17 protein-coding genes are annotated in these 16,780 nt (G+C 51.0%); 6 read left to right on the plus strand and 11 right to left on the minus strand.

All coding sequences use genetic code 11. The features are described 5' to 3' along the window. Positions 1-145: 145 nt before the first annotated feature. Positions 146-3,061, minus strand: coding sequence for an insulinase family protein (locus KOI40_RS08935; RefSeq protein ID WP_216097162.1), 2,916 nt, complete (start codon positions 3,059-3,061; stop codon positions 146-148). A 164-nt stretch (positions 3,062-3,225) separates the two neighbouring features. After that, the gene (locus KOI40_RS08940) at positions 3,226-3,819 is read right to left on the minus strand and encodes a tRNA-uridine aminocarboxypropyltransferase (protein ID WP_216097163.1); all 594 of its coding nucleotides are present in this window, start codon (positions 3,817-3,819) and stop codon (positions 3,226-3,228) included. Between the two features lie 153 nt (positions 3,820-3,972). Between KOI40_RS08940 and KOI40_RS08945 the strand changes: the two genes are divergently transcribed. Further along, positions 3,973-4,704: a DUF599 domain-containing protein gene (locus tag KOI40_RS08945; protein ID WP_216097164.1), complete on the plus strand. Its 732-nt coding sequence runs from the start codon at positions 3,973-3,975 to the stop codon at positions 4,702-4,704. Here KOI40_RS08945 and KOI40_RS08950 read toward each other — a convergent pair. Continuing rightward, positions 4,680-4,988, minus strand: a complete 309-nt coding sequence (locus KOI40_RS08950; RefSeq protein WP_216097165.1) for a GIY-YIG nuclease family protein — start codon at positions 4,986-4,988, stop codon at positions 4,680-4,682. The genes KOI40_RS08945 and KOI40_RS08950 overlap by 25 nt on opposite strands. Positions 4,989-5,134: 146 nt before the next feature. On the opposite strand from KOI40_RS08950, the gene KOI40_RS08955 reads away from it, so the two are divergent. Beyond that, entirely contained in the window at positions 5,135-5,974 is an 840-nt protein-coding gene (locus tag KOI40_RS08955) for a methyltransferase domain-containing protein (protein ID WP_216097166.1), read from the plus strand. Here KOI40_RS08955 and KOI40_RS08960 read toward each other — a convergent pair. Beyond that, complete coding sequence (locus tag KOI40_RS08960) at positions 5,964-6,668, minus strand: DnaJ domain-containing protein (RefSeq protein WP_216097167.1); 705 nt, start codon at positions 6,666-6,668, stop codon at positions 5,964-5,966. The two genes, KOI40_RS08955 and KOI40_RS08960, sit on opposite strands and share 11 nt — an antisense overlap. Before the next feature lie 206 nt (positions 6,669-6,874). Between KOI40_RS08960 and KOI40_RS18860 the strand changes: the two genes are divergently transcribed. Next, positions 6,875-7,276: a helix-turn-helix domain-containing protein gene (locus KOI40_RS18860; protein WP_216097168.1), complete on the plus strand. Its 402-nt coding sequence runs from the start codon at positions 6,875-6,877 to the stop codon at positions 7,274-7,276. A gap of 27 nt (positions 7,277-7,303) precedes the next feature. Here the strand turns inward: KOI40_RS18860 and KOI40_RS08970 are convergent, their stop codons facing one another. From KOI40_RS08970 to KOI40_RS08980, 3 genes are all read right to left on the minus strand, one after another. Further along, positions 7,304-8,329, minus strand: a complete 1,026-nt coding sequence (locus KOI40_RS08970) for a GGDEF domain-containing protein (protein WP_216097169.1) — start codon at positions 8,327-8,329, stop codon at positions 7,304-7,306. A gap of 286 nt (positions 8,330-8,615) precedes the next feature. Beyond that, positions 8,616-8,909: a hypothetical protein gene (locus KOI40_RS08975; protein WP_216097170.1), complete on the minus strand. Its 294-nt coding sequence runs from the start codon at positions 8,907-8,909 to the stop codon at positions 8,616-8,618. Between the two features lie 127 nt (positions 8,910-9,036). Continuing rightward, a complete protein-coding gene (locus KOI40_RS08980) occupies positions 9,037-9,987 on the minus strand; it encodes a Ppx/GppA phosphatase family protein (protein ID WP_216097171.1) in 951 nt (316 codons plus the stop codon). A 102-nt stretch (positions 9,988-10,089) separates the two neighbouring features. Here KOI40_RS08980 and msrA point away from each other — a divergent pair, with 102 nt between their 5' ends. Beyond that, positions 10,090-10,725, plus strand: coding sequence for a peptide-methionine (S)-S-oxide reductase MsrA (gene msrA, locus KOI40_RS08985; protein WP_216097172.1), 636 nt, complete (start codon positions 10,090-10,092; stop codon positions 10,723-10,725). Positions 10,726-10,795: 70 nt separating this feature from the next. Here msrA and KOI40_RS08990 read toward each other — a convergent pair whose 3' ends face one another. The 4 genes from KOI40_RS08990 to fliK form a co-directional block, all read right to left on the minus strand. Beyond that, positions 10,796-11,677 carry an acyl-CoA thioesterase gene (locus KOI40_RS08990; protein ID WP_216097173.1) on the minus strand — a complete coding sequence of 294 codons (882 nt, stop codon included), beginning with the start codon at positions 11,675-11,677 and terminating at the stop codon, positions 10,796-10,798. Positions 11,678-11,824: 147 nt separating this feature from the next. Next, positions 11,825-12,691, minus strand: coding sequence for a sulfurtransferase (locus KOI40_RS08995; RefSeq protein ID WP_216097174.1), 867 nt, complete (start codon positions 12,689-12,691; stop codon positions 11,825-11,827). Positions 12,692-12,896: 205 nt separating this feature from the next. Continuing rightward, a complete protein-coding gene (locus KOI40_RS09000) occupies positions 12,897-13,208 on the minus strand; it encodes an EscU/YscU/HrcU family type III secretion system export apparatus switch protein (RefSeq protein ID WP_216097175.1) in 312 nt (103 codons plus the stop codon). A 17-nt stretch (positions 13,209-13,225) separates the two neighbouring features. Next, positions 13,226-14,857, minus strand: a complete 1,632-nt coding sequence (fliK, locus tag KOI40_RS09005) for a flagellar hook-length control protein FliK (RefSeq protein WP_216097176.1) — start codon at positions 14,855-14,857, stop codon at positions 13,226-13,228. A 384-nt stretch (positions 14,858-15,241) separates the two neighbouring features. Here fliK and ccmA point away from each other — a divergent pair, with 384 nt between their 5' ends. Next, positions 15,242-15,889: a cytochrome c biogenesis heme-transporting ATPase CcmA gene (gene ccmA / locus KOI40_RS09010; RefSeq protein ID WP_216097177.1), complete on the plus strand. Its 648-nt coding sequence runs from the start codon at positions 15,242-15,244 to the stop codon at positions 15,887-15,889. Continuing rightward, positions 15,876-16,610 carry a heme exporter protein CcmB gene (ccmB, locus tag KOI40_RS09015; RefSeq protein WP_439653234.1) on the plus strand — a complete coding sequence of 245 codons (735 nt, stop codon included), beginning with the start codon at positions 15,876-15,878 and terminating at the stop codon, positions 16,608-16,610. The genes ccmA and ccmB overlap by 14 nt, the downstream gene beginning before the upstream one ends. The last annotated feature ends 170 nt before the right edge of the window (positions 16,611-16,780 follow it).

Here is a 16,780-nt window from a genome sequence, read left to right on the forward strand (position 1 = left end):
AGTAGGGGTAAGTCCTTAATTTTTACGATGGCGAATGTTTACACGCTCAAGCCCGAGGTGCAACCTCATGGTTTACAGGCAAAAAAATACCCGCCGTAGCGGGTATCTTCAGGAAACAGCCGAGCAGGCCTGTTAAAGGAAGTGATTATAAATTGATCACATCCAGCCCCAGCTCTTTCACTTTATCCAGTTGACCTGAGCCGGTGATCACAGCAACACTGGCTTTCTCTGGTTGCAGATAGGTTTTGGCCACACGTTTAAGGTCGTCAATGGTGACTTCCAGAACTTGCTGGCGGAAGGTTTCACGTTTTTCGCGCGTGCGCCCAAACAGCTCGGCATGGAAAGTTTGTTTGGCTTCACCCGCCGGTGAACTGGGTTTGTCCAGAGAGCTGATCACCCCCAAAATGGATTCTTCCAGCGGCTGGTACTCATGTTCGGTAGTGAGAAGCCATTCGATGGATTTATCAAAATCCTGCAGGGTTTCTTCCATGCGGGGATCGCGATAGGAGAACATGCGGAAGGATGCTATGTTGCTGTCCTGCGTTGCACCACCACCGTAAGCGCCGCCTTGTTCGCGAATCGTGCGGTGCAAATAGCCGTTGCGCATAAATCCACCCAGAACCGTCAAAGCAGCCGCATCAGGGTGTTCCATGGGGACAGTGGGGTAGGCTTTGGCGCAGAAATTGACTTGAGTATTGGTCACCCAGGCCTGGGTTATCTGCTCGCTGACAGGATCCAGAGAGAAGGGCTCGCATTCTTCCGGTTGTGCCGTAGGCCAGTAAGACTCAATTGCCTTTTGATAATCTGCAAGCGCTTCGGGTTCGGAAACCAGCAGATACTGACGCGGGGCAGAGAGCACGACGTCGTGGATTTCCTTCAGTTGTGCCGCGAAGGCCTGCAGTTGTTCTTTGTCCTTCAGGGATTCGTCCAGTTTCTTGATGGTTTGAATACCCGCGAGACCGTTCAGCTTGTGCGAAATCTGGGCGGACGGACTCATGCCGGCACTGGCTGCGGCCATGGCAAGGCTGTGGCCATTGCCAGTGACGCTCTGTTCCCGACGAGCGCGTACCTGAGAGATTAATTCTTTCAGTCTGCCAGTTTCGTCAAAGCGCACATCGTTCAGGGTTGCCCACATCAATTCACACAAGCCGGCTTGTTGTGCTTTCAGGGCTTTGGCGGAGAGTGTCAGGTTTGCCTGTACTTTCTGGACGTCATCACTGGCGCCTCGAATGGACGTGTAGGCTGAAATTGAACCCGCCACTTTCGCTTGCCAGCGTTGCACATCGAGATACGTCTTGTCGCCAATCCCCAGTTCGGTGAGGAACATGCCGTAATAGGACAGGGTTTGCAGTTGTTCGGCAGTGAGTTTGGGCAGTTCAATAATGATCTGTTGGTACACCAGACCGTTAGTACCCGCCGCATAGTTCGTCAGCGGTGTTGGCAGTTTCTCCACACTGTGGTGCGGGGTGTAATGCATGGAAGTGGGGATATCATCGAGTCCCACCTTGGGTAGAATGCTGTCATCATCGATCTGTACCTGGCGGGCCTGTAGAGCCTCTGCCTGTTTGATGATCGCCTGCTTTTCATCATCACTGAGTGAGGCTTTGATGTTGGCCAGCCTTGTCTTTTCGGCAGCAGTTTTACGGCTGGCCAGCTTGTCGTCAGGACGCAAGGTCAGACGCACGCGGTGTTGATTTTCCAACAACAGCTGACGGGCCAGTCGTTTAATAAACTCGGGATCCTTGATGTCGCTATGCAGTTTTTCCAGGGCCGGATCCAGATTGAGCAAGCCAATAGGATCGCCGCGATGAGTGGTTGATGTCAGCGCGGTCATAATGATCTGCAGACCATAGGGGTAGGAGTCGCCACCCACTTCCCGTTGATGCAGTTCCAGTTGTTGCAGGGCCGCATTCAGATCTTCGTAGTCGATACCTTCGTTGGCCACCTTCTCGATGACGTCCAGGATCATGGTTTCTACCTGATCTGCCTTGTCGACGTCGCTGCCTTCCAGACCACAGACAAACGTCAGTTCTTTTTGCGAATCGTCGAGGCCGCACAGGGGCGATGGTGCGGCCCCCAGATCAGTGGTTTCCAGAGCGTGCTGGAGCGGCGAAGCGCTGTTATCCAGTAAAATACTGGCCAGCAGTTGGGCTTCCAGTGTTTCTTGCAGGTTGGTGCTTTTGCCCAGCAGCCATCCTAAAACCACGTGGGTTTTACCGCTCAGGTCACTGCCTTCTTCTGCGGGATAGGCTTCTTCCACCCGGATTGGAGCCAGATAACGCTGCTCATCAGGCACAGAAATGACTTTGTCCAGCTTTTCGAAACGGCTTAAGGCCTGCTCCTCAAATTTTGCCTGTAATTCCGGGGCAGGAATATCGCCGTAGGTCATAAACACCGCATTGCTGGGGTGATAGTGCGTCTTGTAGAAGTGTTGCAGTTGTTCGTAAGTGAGATCCGGAATCGCATCCGGCTCACCACCACTGTTGTAGTGGTAGGTATTGCTTGGAAAGACGTATTTGCACAAGGTCTGCCACAGCTGGGAAGGCACGGAGCTCATGGCACCTTTCATTTCATTAAACACGACGCCTTTGTACACCAGATCGGATTCTGGATTGCCGGGTTCGGCAAAGTCAAAGCGGTGGCCTTCCTGGGCGAAATCCAGAGGATCCAGACGGGAAAAGAATACCGCATCGAGATACACATCCAGCAGGTTGTTGAAATCCTTGCGGTTTTGGCTGGCAAACGGGTAGGCCGTCCAGTCGGAACTGGTGAAAGCGTTCATAAAGGTGTTCAGCGAGCGGCGGATCATCATAAAGAACGGATCGCGCACCGGGTATTTCTCACTGCCACACAGGGCGGTGTGTTCAAGAATGTGTGCGACACCCGTAGAGTCCTGAGGCACGGTACGCAGGGCGACAAGGAAAACGTTTTCGTTATTGTCTGAAGCAATGTGAATGTGTTGAGCACCGGTTACGCGGTGGCGATACTCCTCTACGGTGACTTGCAGGGAGTCAATGGGTTGGCTGCGTAATTTCTCAAAAGCCGGGTGTGCTACTGTCATTCGATAACCTCAGAATATGTCGCTTGGCACCACTGGAATCCACAAAAGGGGTGGACGTTACAGACCGGTGCGTTTCAGACACAAGTGTAACGCACTCGGCGGAGTGTGGTCACGGGATAAGGCGAAATGCGGGCTCTGTAGCGTGTTTGAGAGCGTTAGGCGTGTCAGCGGTCGCTGGATGATTCTGTTCTGGGTGCTGAAAGCCTGTTCAGATAGCTTTCAAAGGCATCAAGAATGGGCTGACTGTTTTTTGTGCTGATCTCTGCCTGGGCAATGGCGGCACAGGTGGCTTCCAGAGTGGAGAGCTGCCCCGGCTTTTCTGCTTTGCGAATAGAGTAGCGGCTTGGCGGCGGATTGATGAGAGGGTATCTCGGTAATTGGGTCAGCCACGGATTCAGGTAGAGCAGCTTGCGGGCCTTACGCCAGGTGCCGTCAAGTACCAGCAGGCTCAGTTGTTTGCCGGAGGGCAATGGGAGAGGGTTAGCGCCTTTTTTGTCGTCTTCAGGAAAAAGGAGGTGTAGTTGACGCCCGGTTGAGCCAAATCGTTGTTCAAAGTCTGCCTGGTTTAATGCCTCGGCAATAATCAGTTGGCTGTTGGTAAGGCAGCGGGTGAGCAGGGGCACTGTCCCCTTGGCGTGACCTGTTTCACTGGGGTGTTGCCAGATGATAATTTCAACGTCAGTTTCAGTAGCCACAACCAGATCGCAGAAACAGCGAGCAATGGGGGTATTGCACTTGAGGCATTTGGGACGGGTCACAGTTACCCTCGGTGGGTCAGATGGGTTGGTCACAGATGATTTTGGATGATGTATCAGGCCATTCCTGAAGGCTCCATGATACACTACACGATCTGAAAGTTCCGAGGTTGGTGTGCCCGGAGTCGAGCAAAAAACAATCAATAGGACGCTGTGGTGAAAGAGTATTTGATAGGCCATGCCACTGATTGGGTTAACCTGGCCTGCCTGATCTGGTTTTTGGGGTGTTGGGTAGGGTATAGCCGATTCGCCCGAAACATGGCCAAGAAGACCGATTGTCTGGCCTCGGTCATGCACGGTTTTCGACTGGCGTGGATGCGCGAAGTCCTGTTTCGTGAAATGCGCATGCCCGATGCCTCAATTATCGCCAATCTGGAGCGCAGCGTTTCTTTTATGGCGTCCACCACAATTCTGGTGCTGGCGGGTTTGGTGACTGTCCTCGCATCCTCTGATCAGGTCTATGGTCTATTGCAGCATCTGCCATTTGTTGCGCCGACCAGTTCAGCGCAATTGCAATTTAAGTTACTGATACTGGTGTTTATTTTTATCTATGCGTTTTTTACCTTTACCTGGTCGTTACGGCAGTTCAGTTTTTGTAATGTCATTCTTGGCGCAACGCCAATTTTTAAAGCCGGAGACATAGATCAGGACCAACGTGATACCTATGCCAGACATACCGGCAAGGTGTTGGATCAGGCATCGCACAGCTACAATTTTGGCTTGCGAGCGTATTATTTCTCCATGGCGATGCTGGCCTGGTTCGTTCATCCGATTGCATTTGTGCTTGCGGTAGGCCTGGTTGTGGCGATTTTGTATCGACGTGAATTCCATTCTCGCACCTTGCACGCAATGGTGGAGGTCAGTCAGGACTGGGGCAAGTTCAACTGATTGTGCCAGTTGATTTCTGATTGTTGTGCTATGAGTGCCAGCTTGTGAGTACGGCTCAGTTTTTTGATGGCAGCTTCTCTCTGGCTGGCGCTGGATCGGTCGAAGTCGGTCTCGACATACAGTAATTTTTTAGGTGAGCGGCCACGGAAAAACTTGGCACCTTGCTGAGTATGGCAGTGGGCGTGCCAGCGCTTTTTTATGTCAGTAGTGATGCCAGTGTAAAGGCGATCATCACTGCTGAGGATGATATATACACTCCAATTTGTCCTGGGTCTGTCTGGCATGTTTCAAAAGTGGTTAAGTACGGTGAAGACAAGTGTCCCTGTTTTTTGACCGCTTTTCCAGACATTGGTGTGTTTTCCGATTTTTTAGTGTTTCCAGGCGTTAGTTATTTACATCAAGATTTTTCTCTATTTCAGAAGTTGCATCGATGGCCAAATCCAAATTACCTCCCCGCCCTAAAAAACAACCTGCAGATGTTGATCGCAACTTTGATGATCTTGCTCATCGCTTCAAGCGCAATGTCTATGATCGCTTGAAGGGCGATATTCGCCTCGCAGTGTTAGAACGCGATTTACAGGAGTTTTTACCGCAGGAATTCTTTGCGGGAGAACAAAAAGCTCAAAAACCATTGCGGATACTGGATGCCGGTGGAGGTCAGGGGCAATTCAGTATTGCCATGGCAAAGCTGGGGCACGAAGTTGTGTTGTGTGATATTTCAGCGGAAATGCTGAAGCTTGCCAGAACCAATAGTATTGAAGCCGGGGTGGAAGAGCGGGTTCAGCTGCATCATGGCTCCATTCAATCCCTGTGTGAGGTTTCTACAGAGGCTTTTGATCTGGTTCTGTGTCATGCGGTGTTGGAATGGGTGGTAAAACCGCAGGAGTTGTTGCAGTCCTTGTTGCAGCTGATGGCTCCAGAAGCCTGGTTATCATTGACGTTTTACAACGTAAACAGCATCAAAATGAAAAACCTGCTGCGGACGAATTTTCAAAAGGTCATTGATGACGATTACAAAGGCTATCGGGGGAGTCTGACTCCTACGTACCCCAGAGAGCCAGAGCAAGTCTACAAATGGTTGTCAGTGTTGCCGCTGGAACAGTTGTGTTGCAGTGGTATTCGCTGTTTTCACGATTATATTCTGGAACCAGAGCACCGCATGAACGAACCGCAGCAGCAATTGTTACTGGAACTGCGGTTGTCTCGTGAAGAGCCCTGGAGATCACTGGGGCGCTATATTCATGTTTTGAGCCAAAAAATTAGCCTTTAAGTAAAAAGTCTTTGGCTTGATTGATTTTGGCGGCCAGGTAATCGCTGCCGCCTCGGTCCGGATGAACCTTTTGCATAAGCTTGCGGTGTGCCTGGATGATGTCTTTTTCTGTCGCATCATCCTTGAGCCCCAAAATTTGCAGGGCTTCATGGCGATCCATATGGCCAGTGGTGGATTCATTAGTCCGATTTCCCGAGGCGCCACCCTGACGGGAAAACCGTCGTTGGATGTAGGCCGTCAGTAATCGGGCGGATTCGGTGTCCTGTTCACGATAGCTGGCCAGCAGTCCATTGAGTTCCTCCTCGCTGAGACTCTCCAGACTTCTCCCTTGAAAATCACCGGCCAGGATTTCACCCTTCATTTCCCCGTTGGTCATATTGACCGTCATACGCACAAATCGTGTCGTCAACGTGGGGTTGGCGAAGCTCTGTTTGCTCAGCCAGTCTTTGATCGGCAGGTGTCGTAGGGCCAGCATGCCAAACTGGCGGATGACCGGGATGAGTACCGCGATAAGTGCCCCTATCCAGTGAAGCCTGCCTGTAGCTGCCAGAGCGACAGCGGCCAGAACCAAGCCATAGATGATGTACTTCCTTAACAGCGTCTTGCGCGCTTCGGGGGGCTGTCGTTTGAAGTGGTTGTAGCCATACCAGGCAATAAATGCGACGGCAATAAGAACAATGAGTCTGGGCAGCACAAGCTGGGCCTTTGTTGAGAATTTGGTAGAGGATTATAAAAGGGCTGATTACCAATGGCTATCTGTGACTTCGGGGAAGGTGTCTGGCTTGTGAAAGATCGGAACCAGACAGGTTAGAAGCCAGCAAAATGAGACTTGAAAGGGTATCATAGCCCCATTTGGGACTTTAAGCCCGTGTATGGGCAATGAATCAATGAGGTAACCTTGTGAGTGTTCAGGTAATTATGAAAGACGGTCGTCCTGAGTGGGCGGTATTGCCCTACGATGAGTACGAGGCACTTTTGGTCAGGGCTGAGGCAAGTCAGGGTGCCGCTTCCGAAGAACCTGCTGCTTTAAAGCCTGAGGATCGTAAGCAGTTGCGTAATAGTCTGATGGAGCAGCTGAAAGATGTTGCCTCAATATCTGATGCGGGCAGTTTCCAGGGCGCTAAAGTGACAGCGGTGATGCAAAGTAAGGGGCTTGATGCGGCCTTCGTTGCCAGAGAGGTCGGCATCAGTCCTGTGTATCTCAAGCAAATTGAGGCCGGTGAGCGGGAGCCCAGTGAGCCGATCTTGCGGAACATTGCCCGTGCACTGGGTGTGGATGTGAAGGAGCTGTCTGGCAGCTAATGAACAAAGGCTTTGACAGGGCTCCTGTCAGGAGCCGTTGCCGGACGCTGACAGTTTCTGATGCTCAGAACAGGTGCTTCTGGTGACGCCCTCGTAGCGAGTAGCCTGATGGCATCCGTTACGGCCATTGCGTTTTACGTAGTAAAGCGCCTGGTCGGTTGCATTCAATAAATCCAGAGGGTCGTGTTGAGGCTGGGGTACAAGACCGCCGACACCAAAACTGGCGGTAATGTTTAGCGCTTTGCCTTCGTGATAGAAAGGCTGAGATTCTATCGACCGCCGGACCTTTTCTGCCTGCTTCAGGGCATTTTCTGGAACGGTGTTAGGCAGCAGGATAACAAATTCTTCACCACCATAGCGGCAGGCAATATCGTTACCCCGTTGAAAGCCTTTTTTCAGCAGTTTGGTCACAAATTTGAGTGCGTTGTCCCCAGCCAGATGGCCGTGTTGGTCGTTAAGCTCTTTAAAGTGGTCAATGTCTACCAGAATCAGTGAGATTGGTTCCTGCTCACGTCGTGCTCTTTGCCACTCTGTCAGAAATTGTCGGTCAAAATACAATCGGTTATAGGTGTCCGTCAGAGCGTCGGTAAAAGACAGGGCTTTCAGCTCAAGATTGGCAATACGCAATGCTTTTTGTGTACTTTTTAATTCGAGGTTTTTTTCTTCAAGAGAGGCTGTTTTTTGCGCCACTTCCCTTAGCATCAGCTCCTGTACCTTCTCGAATCCGGCGACTCGAATCCAGTGGCCGGTTAATGCCTGCATGACGGCAAGAATCAAGGCGTAGCCACAAATGGACAGCGTCTCCGGGATCATGGTCAGTTTGGCCCAAATGACAGTAGCGGTAAGGCTGCCTAAGAGAACCAAAAAGACAGGGCTGCGATATGACGTGCGAAAAATATCCGGGTGTTGCCATAGCTGAAAACAGGCACTGAGAAAAATCGCAATGATTGTCAGGCCTGCCAGAGTCGGGAAGGAGGTCGATGATGCGTCGCTGGCACTTGCCACTGCGGGCAGGAGCAGGAAAACATAACCTGCGAGCCAACTTTTTAACATTCATACCTCCGGACGTCCTGTTTATGTGTAAGCCTTAGTCCGTTAGGGCTGGATAGGTGAGTCAGCGTGGTGCCAGCAATGTCGTTTTGTGAGTGGTGGCAGGCTGAAGGAATTGGGTTTTCTGTTTCAGAAGTGTGACTCAGTTCCAGTTTTTGCGTGCCCCGTATGTTAAATCTGATTGACGCATTAATCAACATGGCTAAGGGTTTCAGATACGTTAATAGCGACCCACGAGTCACCCCCGGGAGAGCCTGGGTTGTCATGGGTCGTGATGGGACGCTGGGGCTCAATGAGCCCGATGCTGTGATCGAACACGTTGTAGCCAGTTTTCCGGCAGGTTTTTGAGAATATCCTGGGTGAAATCTCCTTTGATCATACCCATTTCGCAGAAGGTGTTCTGTTCATCAATCTCGAAATAAATACTGCTGTCTTCAGGCGGGTAGACTTTCATCATTGGGGTTTCTGAAATCGGCTGTTGCTGTTGGCAGAGGTCTTTGAACTTTAAATAGACCTCTTCATAGGAATGACCTTCAAGTGTCAATTCACATTCGGTTGTAAAACGAAATGTCATACTTGGCATGGGAGATCTCCCGTTACATAGAGGGGCGTGTCCCTACGATGTATGTTCGCGATTTGTGTGTTCCTTGCTCAATTAGACCTGTAGTTGATCTTTATACAAGTAAGTATAGAACCCCCTATGACCTGTATTAGGCGTTTTTGGCGTCTTTGTGAGTTTGTTCGCGGATCGTGTTGAGTAATACGCCTTCCTTGATACTCCCTCTCGAAACCGTGAGCTGTTCCATGGAATATGTGTCGAAAATGGCCATTAGCAGAGCCAGCCCTGCTGGAAGGACATCCCAGCGCAGAGAGTCGGGAATAATGTCACTCAGTTCCCCCCGTTGATTAAGGTTGCTGAGCAGTTGTTCCAGTGTCTGGCGGTGGATGACGGCGTTTGAGTCGGCGGGTAAAAGGTCCAGTATGACTCTCATGGTCCCTGAAGCCCCCATGGCCTGCTGCCATTGCGAGGTGGCAAATATGGATTGAAAAGGGGACAGTTGTTCACAGCTGTAATGATATGCCTGCTCCAGACATTGAGGGTCGATGGGGGATTGTCCTTTGTTGGGGAAAAATCGATTGGCCAGGTCAACGCACCCCAGAGTGAAGCTGTGCCAGTGTGAAATGTTTGCACCCTGACCGATGATCAGTTCGGTACTGGCTCCGCCAATGTCGACGACCAGTATGGGTTTTTGCCTTTGTTCCGGGGAGAGGCCGTGCTGAACCCCCTGATACACGTAGCTGGCTTCCTGTTGACCACTGATGATTTCGATCTGGCTACCAAGGATGGGCTCAGCCATCTCCAGGAAATGATGCAGGTTATTGCACTGCCTGAGAGCCTGGGTGCCGATCGTGCGAACGATGGTGTTCGGGTACTGTTTCAGGAGATTTTTGAACTCTACCAGGCACACTTTTGCTCGTTCGAGAGCTTCCGCAGACAGATTGAGTTCTTCATCAATACCGCGGGCGATTTGAACCATGACTTTTTGGCGGGCGACCTCGATGAGTTGGCCGTTGCTCCATTCGCTGATCAGCATGTGAAAACTGTTGGATCCCAGATCAATGGCTGCGAAGTGGGTGGGTAGGGTGTGGGATATGGTCATAAGTATCCATGTGCCTTGTGAAAAACAGCTCCTGAAGGCGATTGTAACCCTTTGGTGAAAAAAGTAACCTTCTTCTCCTGGTTACGTAAAAGGTGAAATGTTATGTCTTTCCTGAGTCGAAAAGCCGAAATGGTGACACCAGAACAAGCACTAAAGGGGCGGGACGAGGTGATGCCTCTGTCCAACAGGCATGCTGTGCTGGGGACGCCTTTGCTGCCACCGTTTCCGGAGCATATGCAGCAGGCAGTTTTCGGGTTAGGTTGCTTTTGGGGTGCTGAGCGGAAGTTCTGGCAGTTAGCAGGGGTCTATTCTACGGCTGTTGGATATAGTGGTGGTTTTACTAAAAACCCTACCTACGAGGAAGTGTGCAGCGGCATGACGGGGCACAATGAAGTGGTTCTGGTGGTATATGATCCCGAAAACGTCAGCTATCAGCAATTGTTGGCGGTATTTTGGGAGTCCCATAACCCGACACAGGGGATGAGACAGGGTAATGACATGGGCACTCAATACCGTTCAGGGATTTACACGTTCAGTAAAGAGCAGGCTTCTGTGGCTGAACAATCCAGAGTCCGGTACGCCGAGGCTCTTCAGGCTGCGGGAATCGGTGAGATTACCACTGAAATTCTCACCGCCGGGCCGTTTTATTACGCGGAAGAATACCACCAGCAGTATTTACACAAGAATCCGAACGGTTATTGCGGTTTGGGGGGTACTGGAGTGAGTTGTTCCATTTAATCAGGGCGATGGTGACGGTTTCATCCGGTTACCGTCACTTCAGGTTTGTGTTTTTAGGCAGATTTCATTATCAGGACTTGGGCTTGGAGTGGAGTCTCATCAGGCCTTCCTGGCTTGAGCTGGCCACCAGTTTGCCATCCTGTGTGTAAAAGCGGCCGAAGTTTAGCCCCCGGCCTCCCGCAGCGACCGGGCCCTCCATGTGATAGTAGATCCACTCATCGACTCTGAAGGGTTGATGGACCCAGATACAGTGATCCAGAGTCGCTGCTTGTAAAGTGCTGCCATTGTGCCGGTAGCTTAATCCATGGGGCAGCATAGCTGATGCCAGAAGGCGAAAGTCCGAAGCGTAAGCAAGAAATGCCTGGTGCATGGGAAAGTCGTAATCCAGCTTGTCCCGACATCTGAACCAGAAGCCATGTACCGGCTCGCTGGGTTCTTCCCGTAAAAAAGGCAGCTCTCCGGTGCTGCGAGCTTCAAAGGCATTCAGAGTATCCGCGGGCGGTGGTGCCGGAACATCAGGGTTGGCGTTCAGATAAGCCTGAAGCCTTTCACTGTCGGATATCAGTTCATCGGGCTGAGGAACGACTGGCATTGCAGTCTGATGCTCCAGTCCTTCTTCAGGCTCTTTGAACGATATTGACGTGTTAAAGATGGCTTTTCCGTTCTGTTTGGCCACAACGCGACGAGTGGTAAAGGATTTGCCGTCACGGATTGGATCAACCTCGAAGATTATTGGACGAGTCACATCACCCGGACGTAAGAAATAGGCATGCATGGAGTGCATGATGCGGGTTTCAGGTACTGTGCGTATAGCAGAGTAGAGTGCCTGACCTAAGACCTGACCACCGAATACTCGTGGCAAGCCTGTTGCCGGGGTCGTGCCGCGAAACAGCAGGGTATCCAGTTCTTCAGTGTGTATGAGGTTGGCGAGTTGTTGAGTAGCTGTGGTCACGAGGCATTCTCATTTTTATGTCAGTTTGTATGTCGATTCTAAGCGGGACTATAACGACGCTTTCAGGGCAAAACTATAGCATGTTGAGTCTAAAGCCCCTGAACGTTGACTGTTTATGTTAATGAGTCTTTATGAAAAAGGGTTTTGTTAAGGTTGATTCCCCTTGGCAATCGGCGCGCCTTCATGGGTGCACCAGTCGCTCCAGCTTCCAGCGTACAGGTCCGGAGTTTTCCCGGCCAGGTGGGCCGATAGCAAGTTGACACAGGCAGTCACACCGGAGCCGCAATAAACGATAATCTGCTGTGCTTCAGGCATCTTTTGCCACCGCTGAATGTGATATTCAAGGGGCTTGATAAATCCGGCACCGTCAGAAACCTCTGTCCAGGGTTTGTTGATGGCCCCTGGGATGTGTCCGCCGATAGGATCCAGAGGCTCAAAGTCTCCGCTATAGCGTTGGGGGTCCCTGCTGTCTATCAGTAACACATCTTCCGAACCCAACACGTCGTTAATTTGTTCATAACCAATCAGGTGGTTCGTTTGAATTGGGCGAACCGTGCTCTTCTGGACAGGGTGCGAAGGCGGTGTGCGGCGGTCAAAAGGTTTGTGCTGGTTCTTCCAGGCGGAATAGCCGCCATCCAGTAAGCGCACATTGGCAACACCGGCTGCTTTTAATAACCACCAGGCACGGGAAGCAAAGGCGAAACGTTGATCGTCATACACAATAACCGGGGTGTGTTCGCGGATTCCCCATAACTGCAATTGCTTTGAAAACTCTTCGGGGCTGGGAAGTGGATGACGGCCGCCGTGCTCTGATACAGGGCCGGACAGATGCTTTTCCAGATGACAGTATTGTGCCCCCGGCAAGTGGTCTTGATGATAGAGACGTTCACCTTCAGTGGAATCTGCGAGGGAGAAGCGGCAGTCGAGAATGACACTGGAGGCCAGTTCTGTTTCGATTTTGTCCACGGTGACAAGAGTATCATTCATTACAGAGTTGGCCATATCACTGCTCATATCAGTAGCACCCGATTTTCGTTGTAGTTGTTGGAAAGTACTTTATAGCGTTTCTTTCTTTCTTTCTTCTGTCTGCCTGGTGGTCATCTTCCTCTGCAAGCCTAATTAGAATACAACGAAAACAAGATCTAAAGGTAGGGGGAGGATACTCATGGCCTAATACGGTTTTCAGGGTTCAATATGTAAGTTGATTGCTTCTGATGCCTCAGGGGTTGGTCACGGGGTTATTGGTCCGGTCGTGGACGGGAAAAAGCTGGTGGGCAAAAGCTATGATGTGTGCGATAGCGGTATAGAGAGCCTCAGGGATTTCATCTCCCAGTTCCAGTGTCATCAGCAAATCAACCAGAGCTGAGTTGTCACAGAGTGGGATGTCGCTGTCTCTGGCGATGGCAATAATTGCATCAGCATGTTCACCGAGTCCTTTGGCGGTCACTCTTGGTGCTTGTTGGCCATCGTAAAATAACGCCACAGCTTTTTGCAGCTGCTGATCGCTATAGGTTTTATTTGATGCATTCATGGTATTCATTCCATCAATCAGGTTTTTACGTCGACAAGTGCATAATTCAGGCGCGTTGAGTTATCGTTTGCCGGCTTGCCTTGAAAGCATTCAAGGTTTTTTACCTGGCAACCCTCCTGTTCTAATTGTTTTCTGAGTGTGCCCAGTGTTGCCTGGGCGGATTGATAAGTGGCCGGATTTTCTGCCCACAGACTTACGGTTACCTTATCGGTTATCACTGTCACATGAGCATGAAAAGCTCCGGCCTCAGGTAAATCAAACGCTAATTTTACCAGCCATTGGCGAACCTTTTCTTTCGGAGAGTCATTGTCTTCGGAATAGTCCGTTACCCATTCTTCTTCGATGATCAGAGCGAGCGGTTGGGCAGTGAAACCAAGGCTAATGGGGATCTCCAGGTACGCATGTGATGTTCTGGAGCTTTCTGTTCCAGAGTGTGAGCGTTGCAGGGATTGGAGTTGCAGGCAGAGAATCTTGCCCAGTGCCTGTTGGATCTGTGCCTGCGTTATCTGCATTAGCTGTCCCGCGTCAAGATTCCTGGGGCTGGAAGGGACAAGCCCTTGGGCTCTCTGGGGTTGTACTGGTAATAGTTGTTGAAGAAATGCGATCAACCCCTGAGCGGTGGTGGCTGTAGCATTGGGGTTGGTGTTGAGTGCTCCATAGCTGCCGGCCAGTGAGGACACTGCAGCTGGTTGAGGGCTTCCAGGTAACGTAGGTTGTAGCGTCGCTGCACCACTTGGGGAGGGGGTGTTTTGGGATTGAATGGTTTGTGATTGGTTGTACTGGGTGATTTGCTTTAGTGAGTGAAGCAATGCGGCTTTCAGATCAGTCTTTGCAAAAGGTGGCTGGCCGTAAGATGGATTATTGCCAGCATGCTGGCTCAATTGTTGTTCCAATTGAATGCCGCTACCTTTGATAGCCTGTTTTAACACTTCGGTTCGTGACAGTTGCTGCGGGTCTCTCAGGTGGCTGGCCAGCTGCTGGAGGCTTTCTTGCAGGCTACGGGGTAGTTGATGTTGCAGCGATTGGTGTCCGGGTTGTTTAAGCAGCCTGGTAATTAGTTGTGCGATCAACAGAGTTTCACTGATAACGCCCGCCTGACTTTTCTGAGTCAGGGCAAGATGAGGTAATTCTGTACGCAAAGCCTGTTGCAGTGTGGCCAGTTGCTGGGAGGTGAGTACACTCGGACGGGCATCGTTGGCGAGATTCGCTTGTGACGTTGGCGATGTTGCAGATGGTGCGGGATTTCCCGGTATCTGGATCAACACGCCATTTTGCTGCTGCAGGGTCAGGGTCTGATTCGGGCGAAGGGCTTTATCCGTGTAGATCAGTAGGGGTTTTCCTTTAATTTCCACTTCAACCAGCTTTAGGTCGCTTGAGGCCAAAAGCTTTTCCTGGGCGGTTGCGTTGCGGACACCGTTGCTGTCGGCACTTTCGGAGGGCGGTGTCACCTGCTGAACCAGTCTGACTCGCAAGGGATCATCCACCGGTCGGATGGACTTCACGAGAGCGGTGATGGTCTCCCCAGCCTTGATGTTAAGGGCTTTCAGTGCCGCCTGAAGGGTCTCCTGACGTTGGTTCGTGAGTTGTGTGACCGGGTTTTGGCTGCCTCGGGGTGTTGTCAGGCTGTTGGATGGTAGATCGATGACCATTTGGGTAAATTCCCGATGAAATTTGCGGCTTTTGTCAGTAAGATTGCGCCCCAATATCTCAACTTAACTAAGGTATTGATTTACCTTAACTTTACTTAACTGCCTCTGCGATATACTGCACCTGCGCCCACATGTGGGACAGATTTCGCAAATGGATACTGGTAGATACAGGCTATCGGCTTGTCTGCCAAAAACTTTTCGAATTTCGAAACAGTTGGCGTCTAAGGCAACAAATTGAGTTGAGTCCATTAAAGATGATGCAGTGCTGGAGCCCATCGGGCTCAGCTTAAGCAGTAAACAGAGCAACATAGTTTCTTGAATAGCAGGTAGATCCTCTTTCCAGTGGCTTGTCGCTGAAATTCACCCTCGGAAATGGTCTTTTTTATGAGTCATCCACTATTAGAGCTGCAGGCACTGCGCTGTGAGCGGGATGAGAGGGTGCTGTTTGAAAATCTGGATCTGCAAGTGATGGCGGGTGATGTCGTGCAGGTTGAGGGGCCCAATGGCAGCGGCAAGACCACATTATTGCGCCTTTTGTCGACAACTTCGGCGGATTATGAAGGCCAAATACTGTGGCAGGGGGAAACTCTTAAGAAGAGCCGTTTGGATTATCTCAATCAGCTGCTGTTTATTGGACATCTGCCGGGGGTAAAAAAGGCATTAACTCCCCGTGAAAACCTCAATTGGTTTTGTGGAATGAATCAGGGGCACCAACGCTGCTCTATTGAAGCGGCACTGGATGAAGTGGGGCTGTTTGGATTTGAAGATGTGCCTTGTCATCATCTTTCGGCAGGGCAATTGCGACGTGTTGCTTTGGCAAGGTTGTTTTTAACGCCAGCCAGGGTATGGATCCTGGATGAGCCCTTTACCGCTATCGATAAGCACGGTGTAAAGAATCTTGAGGCTTTGATGGCAGAGCATGCCGCCGGTGGCGGGTGTGTGCTACTGACAACCCATCAGGATATGATCATGGATGGCGTGCGGCGCCTGAACCTGGAAGATTACAAGGGTGTGGCCAATGAGCAGTCATGAACAGCAGGTGCGCACCAGTTTAAAGTCGGAACCTCTGGTCAGTCCGGGAATTGGGGCTGGCTTCATGGCAACTTTCAGACGAGATTTGTTGATTGCCTTCCGGCATCGGGGTGAGATGGCGAACCCGATCATGTTCCTGCTGATGGTGATTACGATGGTACCTTTAGGTATCAGCCCTGAAAGAGCAGTTTTATCTGTGCTGGCGCCTGGCATGATTTGGGTCGTGGCGCTGTTGGCAACCTTGCTGTCACTGGATGGCTTGTTCAGGGCAGATTATGAGGATGGTGCTCTGGAGCAATTGTTAATGTCTCCACAGCCGCTTTATTTTCAGGTTTTGGCCAAGGTGCTGGTACATTGGCTGGTGACAGGGTTGCCGTTGACAATAATGGCCCCGCTGCTGGGTGTCATGTTGTCTCTGCCGGCCGCGGGCTTCTGGCCACTGGTCTTTTCACTGTTTTTAGGTACCGCGTGTTTGAGTTTAATCGGTGCGATTGGGGCTGCTTTAACTGTGGCCTTGAGAAAGGGGGGCTTATTGATCTCCCTGATTATCATGCCGCTGTATGTGCCCATACTGATTTTTGGTTCCAGTGCGGTCTCAAGCGCGATTGACGGTTTCCCGTTTGGCGGGCAAATGGCAGTGCTTGGTGCTTTTTTGGCCATGGCGGTTGTGCTGGCTCCCGTAGCGGCGGCCGGGGCATTAAGAATCAGTGTTAACGGTTAAATATGGTGAGTCTGATTCAGCCTTGTGGCTGATCAAAGTCGGCGGTTTAGACGAGTTATTGGCGACAAAAATCCCAAAGAATAGAGCAGGCCCGCAGCAGGTGTCACACAGTAGTGCTTTGTAGGCATCAGGCTGGTTGGATTTTGAGCGATGAGCCTCGCAGACAAGCG

The organism is Pseudomaricurvus albidus (genome assembly GCF_018863235.1).
GTDB classification, from domain to species: domain Bacteria; phylum Pseudomonadota; class Gammaproteobacteria; order Pseudomonadales; family Cellvibrionaceae; genus Pseudomaricurvus; species Pseudomaricurvus albidus.